Below are 12,157 nucleotides of genomic sequence, written 5' to 3'. Positions count from 1 at the left end.
GGTTCGCCGCCGCCTCGCTCGCGGGGCGGCGGCTCAGTCGCCGATGACGTCCCAGATCTCCCGCGGGGAAACCTGGAAGAGCAGTCCAATCGCGCGCAGCGAGGCGCCCTCACGATAGAGCTTCCGCGCGTAGTCGAGCTGGTACTTCGACAGCGGATTGCGGCTGCCGCTCTTGAGCGTAGAGCCGCCGGCGAGCGCTCGCGTCGGACGCCGCGTCTCGTGTTCCGCCAGCAGGGAGAACACCTTCAGGTTCGCGTCGGAGGGGCCGAGCACGGCCCCGTTCGGGTCGTCGCCGACGACCGCCAACGTGACGCCGAGCTCCAGGAGGTTGCGGATCAGCCGGGCGAGGTCGCCGGTGGAGCGCTGAAACGCGTCCAGGCTGTGGACCACGACCTCGTCGCCCGCCCTGAGACCGAAGAGCAGACGGGCCAGACGGCGCTGGGCCTCAGGCGTCGCCTGTCCCTCATGCAGAACCACGTCGCAGGTCGCCGCCTCGAGCGCCTGCCGCTGGACGGCGGCCGGCGGCAGGCCTGGAGCTTCCCGGACGATGCCGTAGCGCACTGTCGAACCGCCTCCGGTCCAGTGAATTCGGTCACGTGCGCTGCGATGCGCTCCAGGGACTATCGACAGGCTGTACGACATACCGGTGACGCTTGGATGATACTCGCGCGACGCAGGTTCAAAGGGCTTGCTGGTGATCGGCGGTCACCGGCCTGGCCCTGGTTCACACCTTGGCAGGCGAAGGCCCATCCGCTGGTATCGGCGTGAAGGAGAGTCGGCATGAACACGGCGAACCGCATTCTGGTTGGGATGGCAGGAGCCATGACCTTGGCCGCGGCGGGCCCGGGCCGGGCCGCCGAAATGCAGGTCGCGGATCTGGTCCTGCTCAACGGCAAGGTCATCACCGTCGATCCCAAGGAGACCGTGGCGGACGCCGTGGCGGTCAAGGGCAACCGCATCGTGGCGGTCGGCGACGTCTCCGGATGGCGTGGTCCCCAGACTAAGGTCATCGACCTGAAGGGCCGGGCGGTGCTGCCGGGCTTCATCGACGCGCACTCGCATGTCGAAGGGATGGCGGGCGTGGAGGCCCGCTACGTGAAGATCCAGGCCCCGCCGCTGAAGGATGGCAAGGCGATCATCGCAGAGCTCAAGAAGGCCCAGGCGAAGCTGGCGCCCGGAGCCTGGCTGGTGGGGCAGGGCACGTACAACCAGGTGATGCCCACGCGAGCCCAACTTGACGCCGCGTTCCCGGACAATCCCGTTCGCCTGATCTGGAGCGCGCACGACTCCCTGATCAACCACAAGGCCGCCCAGGTCATGGGGATGACCAAGGACTGGCCCGATCCGGGCCCGGGGCACTCGGGCCGCTACGAGCGCCTGCCGAACGGCGAAGTCTACATCGTGCGCGATGCGCCGGCGCCCTGGCCGGCGCAGGACGCGTTCACCTATCCCGAGCTGAAGGAAGCGGTCCGCGATATCCTCGACGACTTCTATCTGAAGAAGGGCGTCACCACGGTTTCGGACCTGTCGACGACCACGGCCTACCGGGCGATGCAGGACCTGCGCAAGGAAGGCAGGCTGCCGACGCGGGTCCGCATGAACTACTTCGTCCGCGATCCCAAGATGCTGGACGTGGTCGAAGCGTCAGGGGTGACGACCGGGCTGGGCGACGACTGGCTGCGCTTCGGTGCGGTGAAGTTCTTCGCCGATGGCGTGTGGGGCACCACCGCGGCGGTCTACAAGCCGTTCTGGAACGGCTCCGGCACGACCTGGATGCCGAACAACACCGGCGGCGTGAACTACGATCAGGACACCCTGAACAAGCTGGTGCTGCGCGCCTATCGCAACGGCTGGCAGGTCGAGGTCCACGCCAACGGCGACCGCGCGCAGGACATGGTGCTGACCGCCTACGAGGCGGCGCAGAAGGCCGCGCCCCGGCCGGACGCTCGCCTCCGCATCGAGCATTTCGCACATTTCCTCGTTCAGGATCCGGCCCGCACCGAAGAGCGGCTGCAGCGCATGAAGCGCAACAACGTGATCATCTCGCCGCAGGTGGCTTTCCTCTGGCGCCTCACCGACGTGAACGTGCGCGAACCGGACGTGAAGTTCTTCCCGATGAAGACGATCATCGAGCGCGGCTTCCATCCCGCCGGCGGCGTGGACACCATCGGGACGCAGAATTTCGCGACCTATCCGATGTTCTCGATCGAGCGGGCGGTGAACCGCGACACCAAGTTCGGGACGATCGTCCAACCCGAGGAAGCGATCAGCGTGATGGACGGCATCCGGATGTTCACCATCTGGAGCGCCGAAGCGAACTTCCTCGAGAAGGACTTCGGCTCGATCGAGGTGGGCAAGGTGGCCGACTTCGTCGTTCTGGCGGAGGATCCGCTCACGGCGGCGAAAGACAAGCTCGGCGATATCGCCGTCGACATGACCATCCTCGACGGCAAGGTCGCCTACGCCCGCTAGGCCGAACGGCGACCACCCACCCTTCAAGGCAACCAGCGTTCCCATGCCCGCAGGGATGGGGATCGCTGCCGCGCGGAGATTTCACAGTGCGAACCATCCTCCACCACATCGGGGGCGCGTCGGTGGACGGCGGCGCCCGCCGCCAGCCGGTCTTCGATCCGAACCTTGGCCGGCCTCAGGCCGAAGTGGTTCTCGGCGACGCCGATATCGTGAGCCGGGCGGTGGCCGCCGCTCGGGAGGCGCAACCCGCCTGGGCCACCCTCAACCCCCAGCGGCGCGCCCGCGTGATGTTCGAGTTCAAGCGGCTGATCGAAGCCGAGATGGACAGTCTCGCCGAACTGCTCGCGTCCGAGCATGGCAAGGTGGTGTCCGACGCCAAGGGCGACATCCAGCGCGGACTGGACGTGGTCGAGTTCGTCTGTGGCGCCCCGCACCTGCTCAAGGGCGAGTACACGGTCGGGGCCGGGCCCGGCATCGATGTCTATTCGCTGCGCCAGCCGCTGGGGATCTGCGCAGGCATCACGCCCTTCAACTTCCCGGCGATGATCCCGCTCTGGATGCTGGCGCCCGCGATCGCCGTCGGGAACGCCTTCATCCTGAAGCCGTCCGAGCGTGATCCCTCCGTCCCCGTCCGACTGGCTGAGCTTCTCCTGGAAGCGGGCGCGCCGAAGGGCGTGCTGAATGTCGTGCAGGGCGACAAGGTGGTTGTCGACGCGCTCGTGGACCACCCGGACATCAAGGCGGTCAGCTTCGTCGGGTCGTCCGACATCGCCCAGTACGTCTATGCCCGCGGCGCGGCCGCGGGGAAGCGCATGCAGTGCATGGGCGGCGCCAAGAACCACGGCGTCGTCATGCCCGACGCCGACCTGGACCAGGCCGTCAACGACATCCTCGGAGCCGCGTACGGTTCGGCCGGCGAGCGCTGCATGGCCCTGCCGGTGGTGACGCCGGTGGGCGAGGCGACCGCGGTCGCGCTGCGGGCCCGCCTCGTGGACGCCATCGCCGGCCTCCGCGTCGGTGTCTCAACCGATCCGGAGGCCCACTACGGACCCGTGGTGAGCGCCGCGCACAAGGCCCGCATCGAGCACTACATCCAGATGGGCGTGGACGAGGGCGCCGAGCTCGTCATCGACGGCCGCGGCTTCCAGCTGCAGGGGCATGAGGAGGGCTATTTCCTGGGGCCGACCCTGTTCGACCGGGTTACACCCGCCATGCGCAGCTATCAGGAGGAGATCTTCGGGCCGGTCCTGCAGATCGTGCGGGCGGAGAGCCTGGAGGCGGCGGTCGGCCTCGCGTCGCGGCACCCCTACGGCAACGGCGTGGCCATCTTCACCCGCGACGGGGATGCGGCCCGCGAGTTCGCTACGGATGTCGAGGTGGGCATGGTGGGGATCAACGTCCCCATTCCCGTGCCGGTGTCCTACCACTCCTTCGGCGGGTGGAAGCGGTCGGGCTTCGGCGACCTCAACCAGTACGGCATGGACGGCATCCGGTTCTACACGCGGACCAAGACCGTCACCCAACGCTGGCCCAAGGGCGGAGCGGTCACGGCCGAACAGAGCTTCGTCATCCCCACCATGGCCTGATGCGGTCGCTCAGCGAACCCGCGTTCTCGGAAGAGGCCGCTCCCGCGACAAGCCGCACTTTGACAAGCGCCGCCGATCTACCGACCGTGCGGACGTTCGAATCGGCAGAGAGCGTCATGGCGCGTGAAGGCCCAAGGGCGGAACCTGGGGGACGGCCCTCGCCGGGCCGGCGCCTCCTGCCGCCTTTCGCGGCGCTGCGAGCCTTCGAGGCAGTAGGCCAGCTCGGCGGCATCCGACGCGCCGCCCAGGAGCTCGGCGTCGACCATGCGGCCGTCAGCCGCCACCTCCGGGCCCTTGAGGAATGGGCGGGCGTCAAGCTGATCGACCGGGAGCAGGGCGGCCGGCTGACGCCGGAGGGCGCGAAGTACCTCGCCCGGATCTCCGCCGCGCTCGAGGAGATCAGCCGGGCGACGGTCGATCTCACCCGTCGCGGCGACGACAGCCGGCTGGTGATCTGGAGTGTCCCGGGCTTCGCCTACCGCTGGCTCATCCGCCGCCTGCCGGACTTCAACGCCGCCCATCCTGGCTTCGATCTGGAGGTTCGGCCGACGGACCACGCCCCCGACTTCGCGCGACACGAGGCGGATGCGGACATCCGCTATGTGCGCGACATGGCTCCGGCGCAGGACGGCGACGTCCAGTCGGTGGAGATCGCGCGACCGATCGTGTTTCCCGCCGCCAGCCCCGCCCTCGCGGCCCGCCTCGGGGCGGACGCGTCCGCCGAGGCCCTTCTGGACGAGACCCTGCTCCATGAGGACGACGACAGCGAATGGCGGGCCTGGCTCAAGGCGCGGCAGGTGCCGGTTCCCGAACGGCTGGGCGGGCCGCGGCTGTGGCACGCCCACCTGACCCTGGACGCGGCGCGCCGGGGGCAGGGCGTCGTGCTCACCAATGCGCTGCTCGCCGGGGATGAACTGGCCTCTGGCGAGCTGGTCGAGCTCACGGTCCAGCCGGCCGAGCCGGAGATCCGCTTCGGCGGCTACGCCCTGCGCGTCCGGCGTGACCGGTGGCGTGATCCCGCAATCCTCAAGTTCCGTCGCTGGCTCGAGCGCGCCGCCGCCCAAGACGCGACCCTGAGCTAGCCGGTGGGCAAGCCTGTGCTGCTCTTCGCGTGCGAAGGTGTCGATACGGACGCCTGGGCGGCAGCCCTCCGGCTCGCCGCGCCCGACGTGGAGCTGAGGCTCTGGCCCGACGGAGGCGATTCCGCCGAGGTCATGTTCGGCCTCGCCTGGGGCAACCCGCCCGGGTTCTGGCGGACCTTTCCGAACCTGCGGGCCATCTTCTCGCTGGGCGCTGGGGTCGATGCGCTCCTCGCAGACGTCACCCTGCCGGACGTGCCCATCGTCCGCATGGTCGATCCAAGCCTGGCCGATGGCATGGTTGAGTTCGTGGTGATGCGGACACTCCACCACCATCGGCTGGTCCACCTCTACGAACAGCAGCAGTCGACCGCGACGTGGCGTCCAGTCCGGCCGCCGCTGACCGGGCGGCGCACGGTGGGGATCATGGGCCTCGGCGAACTGGGCGGACGCTGCGCCCTCGCCCTGGCCGGCCTCGGGTTCCAGGTCCGGGGCTGGTCGCGGAGTCCCAGGACGCTCGAAGGCGTCGAGACATTCCATGGGGCGGACGGCCTGGAAGCCTTCGCCGACGGGTGTGAGGTTCTGGTCTGCGTCCTGCCGCTGACGCCCTCCACCGAAGGCGTTCTGAACGGGCGGCTCTTCGAGCGATTGGCCCACGGCGCATGCCTGATCCAGGTGGGGCGGGGCGCGCATCTCGTCGAGGCGGACCTGATCGCCGCCCTGCACTCCGGCCGGATCGCGGCCGCGACATTGGACGTGTTCCGCACCGAACCCCTGCCGCCGGAGCATCCGTTCTGGCGTCACCCGGCCATCCGCGTGATCCCGCACGCGGCGGCCTTCACCTATCCCGAGACGGCCGCCGTGGTGGTGGCGGCCAATCTCCGCCGTCTGCTGCGCGGAGAACCCGTCGCCGACGTGGTCGACCTGTCCGCGGGCTACTGAGCCGCCTCGCCATGGTCGTGATCATGCCCTTCAAAGCGGTCCGCCTCCTCGTGCGCCCGCTCGACAGCGGCCTGCAGGCGACGGGCCAGGTCCGCATGGGACGGATTGTGGGCATAGACGGAGCTTGGCGCCTGCCAATCCTCCACCGCGCCGCTCAAGCGGGCGACTAGGTCGCCGTCGTCGCTGAGGACGTAGGTCACCGTGAGGCCCTTGTAGGTGCGCGACCAGCTTTCGGCGGCGAAGGTCGCCGACGATACGAGATCCGGCGCTGCGGCGAGAACGTGATCGCCGGAACCGTCCGCGCGGATCCGGTAGGAATCGGTGATCTGGCCGCCGATCCGCACCTCCACGACGCCTTGTGTCGGGGAGACGAACTGGAGGGGCACGCGCGCGCCTTTCGCGTCGGGGACGACGAAGGCGCGACCCACGAGGCGGCCGATGAGACCGGCGTCTTCGGCTGCGGCGGGCGCGGCGGGCAGGGCCAAGGCGACCAGGATGGCGAGGACGCGCAGGAACATGCCGCACATCTGGTCGGGACCAGCCGGGCGGTCAACGCCGGCGCCCCGTCGGAAGGCTGCCCCTGTCGGTCGCCTCCGAGGGGGCTGGTGACCGGCCGACAACATTTCGGCTGTGTTTCACACCTCCCGAGCCGGGGGAAAGGCGCGGAAGCTCCCGGGCAAGCAAGGGTGCGGCCAAGGCTGCAAGGCCGAGACGTCACAGACGCGGGCCGATACGAGAGGGGATAGAGGATGGCGATGAAGGTTTCGCGACGCGGTCGCCTGCTGGTGGGCGTCGCCCTGGCCGGGACGACGCTGGGCGCGGCGGGCGCGGCCGCGGCTCAGGAAGCGGCCACCCAGGTCGAAGAGATCGTCATCACCGCGACCAAGCAGGCGGTGCAGCTGAGCAAGGCGCCGATCAGCGTCAGCGCTTACAGCCAGGAAGCGCTGGACGAGCGCGGGATCCGCGATGTGCGCGACGTGGCCCTGCAGACCCCCGGCGTGGACATCCCGCAGGATCGGACCCAGCGGATCTCGATCCGCGGGATCGAGTCCACCGCGGGCGCCGCGACGGCGGCGGTGTACATCGACGACACTCCGATCCAGGCCCGCAACGCCTCGATCAACTATTCGGGCAGCACCGTGCCCTACATCTTCGATCTCGAGCGGATCGAGGTGCTCCGCGGTCCGCAGGGAACGCTCTTCGGCTCGAGCTCGCAGGGCGGCGCCATCCGCTTCATCACGCCCACGCCCAGCCTGACGAGCTACAGCGTCTACGCGCGGGCCCGGGCCAGCATCGTCGATGACGGCGACCCCAGCTACGAGGCCGGCGTCGCGGTGGGCGGCCCCATCGTCGCCGACAAGCTGGGCTTCCGCGTGAGCTTCCTGCAGCGCGAGGAGGGCGGCTGGATCGATCGGCAGAGCTGGCAGGATCCGAATGACCGTGAGGCCAACAGCAACGCCAGCCACGCCTCGATCTTCCGCGGCGCGCTGAACTTTGCGCCGACCGACTGGCTGTCGATCCAGCCCAGCGTCTACTACCAGAACGTCAAGCAGGACGATCGCTCGGCGCTCTACACCGTCTGCCCGGCGGCGATCCCGCTGGCGCCGACCGTCAACCCCTGTCCGCGAGGCGTCGCCGATCCGGACTCCGGCGAGTTCATCAGCTATGCGCCGTTCGCCCAGCCGCAGAGCGACCGGTTCATCCTGCCGGCGATGAAGGTGGTGGCCGAGTTCGAGCCGGTGACCGTGACGGCCGTCAGCTCCTACCTTTATCGTAAGTCCAACGCGTTCAACGACGCGACCCACGTCAACGACCGCACCTCGCTCGGCGCGCGCTGGCTCTTCCCGATCATCCCGGGCCAGCGTCCGGTCACCTACCAGAACCCGGTCGCCGAGCAGCGACTGGCTACCCACGAACTGCGCTTCAACAGCACCGATCCGTCCGCCCGCCTGCGCTGGACCGCTGGCCTCTACCGGTCGCGCGCCTCCCTGAAATCGGACGTCCCGATCACGTCGGCGCACTATCCTCGCGCCTACCAGATCCAGTTCGGCCGGCCGCTGGCGGCGGCGCCGTTCATGGTGGACGGGGTGCACCGCTACTACGGTAACGAGAACACCATCGAGAAGACCACGGCGGTGTTCGGGAACGTCGACTTCGAGATCGTGCCGGACCTGACCCTCAGCGTCGGCGGGCGGTACTCGAAGGACACGCTGAAGTTCGACATCATCGAACGGGGCGTCTCCTACGCCGGCGGGATCGCGACGGCCTCGGGCAAGCTCAGCGAGAAGCCGTTCACCCCGCGGGTGGCGCTGTCGTGGCAGCAGAGCGACGACATCCTCATCTACGGGTCCTTCGCCAAGGGCTACCGGACGGGCGGCGTGAACAAGGCCGTCCCGGATATCTGCGCCGCGGACCTCGCCGTGCTCGGCATCGACGGCGGCAACACCTACGACTCGGACAAGACCAAGACCTACGAGATCGGCGTGAAGAGCGCCTTCCTCGACCGGCGCGTCTCCTTCCAGGCCTCGCTGTTCCACACCAAGTGGAGCGACATCCAGCAGCAGATCCGCCTGCCCTGCGCCTTCAGCCTGGTGGCGAACACCGCCTCGGCCATCAGCAAGGGCGGCGACCTGAACGTGACGGTGCGCGCGACCGACGCGCTGACCCTGAGCGCCGCGGTCGGCTACACCGACGCCTACTACGACAGCACCATCATCGTGGGCACGGCGCCTCTCGTGTTCGACGGCCAGACCCTGGGCGCCACGCCTTGGACCTTTAACCTGGCCGCGGAGTACGCTTTCGAAGTCGCAGGCCGCGACGCTTTCGTGCGCGGCCAATGGAGTTCGAAGTCGGCGAACGACGGGCCGTACCCCTACCAGAACCCGATCGCTTCGGTTTACGACCCCACCCGCTCCGAGGGGCTCTACGCCACCAGCCAGCTGGATCTGCGCGCGGGTATCGATGTCACGCCCGAGGTGACGCTCGAGCTCTACGTGGAGAACGCCCTCAACAACGTGTCCTGGACCACCAACGCCCCGATCTACCAGGCGGGGCCGCTGTGGACCGGCAACACCATCAAGCCGCGGGTGATCGGCATCCAGGCCACGGCCCGGTACTGATCGCCGCGGGCGGCGATCCTCCCCCGCCGCTCCGCAAAGGCGCCTCCTCTCGGGGGCGCCTTTCTCGTTCGCAGCCGCCCGTCGTGCAGGGGTGACTTGCGGTCACCGATCAGGGCCGCGTTATCGCCTGTGCCCCCGGAGCCGAATTGGCGACCTTCGCCTCAGTTCCGCAACCAAGAGTTACGCCCGTGTCCGTCAACGCCGACCTCCACGCCCGCCGCGTCGCCGCCGTTCCGAGGGGCGTCGCCAACGCCACCGCGGTCTATGCTGCACGCGCCGAGAACGCCGAGCTGTGGGATGCGGATGGCCGCCGCTACGTCGACTTCGCCGGAGGGATCGCCGTGCTCAACGTGGGCCATCGGCACCCCCGGGTCATCGAAGCGGTGCAGCGGCAGCTGGAACTCTATACGCACACCGCGTTCCAGATCGTTCCGTATGCGCCGTACATCGAACTCGCCGAGCGGCTGAACGCGCTGGCTCCTATCGACGGCCCGGCCAAGACGATCTTCTTCACGACGGGCGCCGAGGCGGTCGAGAACACCGTGAAGATCGCACGCGCGGCGACGGGCCGGTCGGCCGTGATCGCCTTCGTCAACGGATTCCACGGCCGCACCCAACTGACCATGGGCCTCACGGGCAAGGTCGCGCCCTACAAGCGCGCGTTCGGCCCCGCGCCGGCCGAGGTCTACCACCTGCCGTTCCCCAACGAGCGCTACGGCGTCACCTTGGAAGACACGCTCCGCGCCCTTCAGTTCCTGTTCGCAGCCGACGTGGCGCCCGACCGCGTCGCCGCCATCATCGTCGAGCCGGTGCAAGGCGAGGGCGGTTTCAACCCTGTGCCCGTCGAACTCATGACCGCGCTTCGCGACGTGTGCGACCAGCACGGCATCCTTCTCGTCGCCGATGAGGTGCAGACCGGCTTCGCCCGCACCGGCAAGCTCTTCGCGATGGAGCACTATTCGGTGAAGGCGGACCTGATCTCCGTCGCGAAATCCATGGCCGGCGGCTTCCCTCTGTCGGGCGTCATCGGCCGCGCGGACGTGATGGACCGGGTCGAGCCCGGCGGGCTGGGCGGCACCTACGGCGGCTCGCCGGTCGCCTGCGCCGCGGCGCTTGCGGTGCTCGACATCATCGAAGAGGAGGGCCTCGTCGCCCGGGCCAACGCGGTCGGTGCGGCGCTGACCGAGCGCCTGCGCAGCTTCACGACCCGCAACGACCTGATCCCAGTGTCGCCGCCGCGGGGGCCCGGCGCCATGGTCGCCTTCGACGTGCTGGCGTCGCATGGCAGCCGCGAGCCTGACGGCGGCGCAGCCAAGGCCCTGACCGGGCGCGCTCTGGAGAAGGGTCTTGTGGTCCTGTCGTGCGGGCAGTTCGGCGAAACCATCCGCATCCTGGTGCCCCTGACCGCCTCGGACGCGGTGATCGACGAAGGCATGGACATCCTCGAAGCGGCGCTCGCGGCGCCGCAGGGCGCATGAACGCGGTGATGGTGAGCGAGCGCCAGCGCCTCGCGCTCGGCCGGCCCGACCTCCTGCGCGAGGCGGGGTACATCGACGGCGCGTGGGTCTCGTCGGCTCAGGTTTTCGACGTGACCAATCCGGCGACGGGCGGCGTCCTGGCCCGTCCGCCGCGCCTGGGCCGTGCAGAGACTGAAGCCGCGGTGGCTGCGGCGCACGCGGCGTTCCCGGCCTGGGCGGCCCGACCGGCCAAGGAGCGGGCGGCGATCCTCAAGACCTGGCACCGCCTGATCCTCGAGAACGCCGAGGACCTGGCGCGCCTGATGACCGCCGAGCAGGGCAAGCCCCTCGCCGAGGCGCGGGGCGAGGTGGCCTATGCCGCCTCGTTCCTCGAGTGGTTCGCGGAAGAGGCGCGGCGGGTCTACGGCGTGACCATTCCCGGCCACATGGCGGACAAGCGGCTGGTCGTCTCGCACGAACCTGTCGGGGTCGTTGCGGCGATCACGCCCTGGAATTTCCCGGCGGCCATGATCACGCGCAAGGTGGGGCCCGCCCTTGCGGTCGGCTGCACCGTTGTGCTGAAGCCGGCCGAGCTGACGCCGCTTTCAGCGCTGGCCCTCGCGGTGCTGGCGGAAGAGGCGGGCCTGCCCGCCGGCGTGCTCAACATCGTCATGGGTGACGCGCCGGAGATCGGCGAGGTGCTCACGACCGATCCGCGGGTGCGCAAGTTCACCTTCACCGGGTCCACGCCGGTCGGGAAAATGCTCGCGGCCCGCTGCGCCGGCACCGTCAAGCGCGTGAGCCTCGAACTCGGCGGCAACGCGCCGTTCCTGGTGTTCGACGACGCGGACCTGGACAAGGCCGTGGCGGGCGCCATCGCGTCCAAGTTCCGCAACACCGGCCAAACCTGCGTCTGCGCGAACCGCTTCTACGTGCAGGGCGGGATCTATGAGGCCTTCGCCGCGCGCCTGGCCGAGGCTGCCGCTGCGCTGCGGGTGGGCGACGGCCTGGCGGGTCCGACCGAGCAGGGGCCTCTGATCGACGCGCGGGCGCGCGAAAAGGTCTCGGCCCACGTGGCTGACGCGCTGCGGCAGGGGGCGAAGGTGCTGACCGGCGGCGGTTCTGCCGAGGGCCCCGGCGCCTTCTTCCAGCCGACGGTCCTGGCCGAGGTCGCGCCTGGCGCGCTCCTCTGTCGGGAAGAAACCTTCGGCCCCGTCGCCGGTCTGGTCCGGTTCGAGACAGAAGACGAGGCGATCGCCCTCGCCAACGACACCACGGCCGGTCTCGCCGCCTATGTCTTCACCCGCGACAGTTCGCGGGTCTGGCGGGTCGGCGGCGCCCTGCAGTACGGAATGGTGGGGATCAATACGGGCCTGATCTCCACCGAGGTCGCGCCGTTCGGCGGGGTCAAGGAATCCGGTCTGGGGCGGGAAGGTTCCCTTTACGGCGTGCGCGACTATGTGGACACCAAGACCCTCTGCCTCGAGGTGGAGCCGGCATGA

At 69.3% G+C, this 12,157-nt stretch carries 9 protein-coding genes; 7 read left to right on the top strand and 2 right to left on the bottom strand.

All coding sequences use genetic code 11. The features are described from left to right. Window positions 1-33 precede the first annotated feature (33 nt). On the bottom strand, window positions 34-561 hold the full coding sequence (locus tag ACO2Q0_RS03940) for a recombinase family protein (RefSeq protein ID WP_423350169.1): 528 nt from the start codon (window positions 559-561) through the stop codon (window positions 34-36). A gap of 219 nt (window positions 562-780) precedes the next feature. On the opposite strand from ACO2Q0_RS03940, the gene ACO2Q0_RS03935 reads away from it, so the two are divergent. The 4 genes from ACO2Q0_RS03935 to ACO2Q0_RS03920 all read left to right on the top strand — a co-directional run bounded on the left by ACO2Q0_RS03935 (window position 781) and on the right by ACO2Q0_RS03920 (window position 6,079). Next, on the top strand, window positions 781-2,472 hold the full coding sequence (locus tag ACO2Q0_RS03935; RefSeq protein WP_423350168.1) for an amidohydrolase: 1,692 nt from the start codon (window positions 781-783) through the stop codon (window positions 2,470-2,472). Between the two features lie 86 nt (window positions 2,473-2,558). Then, window positions 2,559-4,058, top strand: a complete 1,500-nt coding sequence (locus ACO2Q0_RS03930) for a CoA-acylating methylmalonate-semialdehyde dehydrogenase (protein WP_423350167.1) — start codon at window positions 2,559-2,561, stop codon at window positions 4,056-4,058. A gap of 86 nt (window positions 4,059-4,144) precedes the next feature. Next, window positions 4,145-5,140 carry a LysR substrate-binding domain-containing protein gene (locus tag ACO2Q0_RS03925; protein ID WP_423350166.1) on the top strand — a complete coding sequence of 332 codons (996 nt, stop codon included), beginning with the start codon at window positions 4,145-4,147 and terminating at the stop codon, window positions 5,138-5,140. A 3-nt stretch (window positions 5,141-5,143) separates the two neighbouring features. Next, window positions 5,144-6,079: a 2-hydroxyacid dehydrogenase gene (locus tag ACO2Q0_RS03920; RefSeq protein WP_423350165.1), complete on the top strand. Its 936-nt coding sequence runs from the start codon at window positions 5,144-5,146 to the stop codon at window positions 6,077-6,079. Here ACO2Q0_RS03920 and ACO2Q0_RS03915 read toward each other — a convergent pair. Next, entirely contained in the window at window positions 6,073-6,597 is a 525-nt protein-coding gene (locus tag ACO2Q0_RS03915; protein WP_423350164.1) for a hypothetical protein, read from the bottom strand. The genes ACO2Q0_RS03920 and ACO2Q0_RS03915 overlap by 7 nt on opposite strands. Window positions 6,598-6,828: 231 nt before the next feature. On the opposite strand from ACO2Q0_RS03915, the gene ACO2Q0_RS03910 reads away from it, so the two are divergent. From ACO2Q0_RS03910 to ACO2Q0_RS03900, 3 genes are all read left to right on the top strand, one after another. Continuing rightward, window positions 6,829-9,198, top strand: coding sequence for a TonB-dependent receptor (locus ACO2Q0_RS03910; RefSeq protein ID WP_423350163.1), 2,370 nt, complete (start codon window positions 6,829-6,831; stop codon window positions 9,196-9,198). 188 nt (window positions 9,199-9,386) lie between these two features. Beyond that, entirely contained in the window at window positions 9,387-10,676 is a 1,290-nt protein-coding gene (gene gabT / locus ACO2Q0_RS03905) for a 4-aminobutyrate--2-oxoglutarate transaminase (protein WP_423350162.1), read from the top strand. Beyond that, on the top strand, window positions 10,673-12,157 hold the full coding sequence (locus ACO2Q0_RS03900; RefSeq protein ID WP_423350161.1) for an NAD-dependent succinate-semialdehyde dehydrogenase: 1,485 nt from the start codon (window positions 10,673-10,675) through the stop codon (window positions 12,155-12,157). Before gabT ends, ACO2Q0_RS03900 begins: the two co-directional genes overlap by 4 nt.

It is taken from the genome of Phenylobacterium sp. VNQ135 (genome assembly GCF_049445735.1).
Classification (GTDB): domain Bacteria; phylum Pseudomonadota; class Alphaproteobacteria; order Caulobacterales; family Caulobacteraceae; genus Phenylobacterium.
Note: the sequence above shows the minus strand (reverse complement) of the source record. Positions and strands in the feature narration are given on the sequence as shown.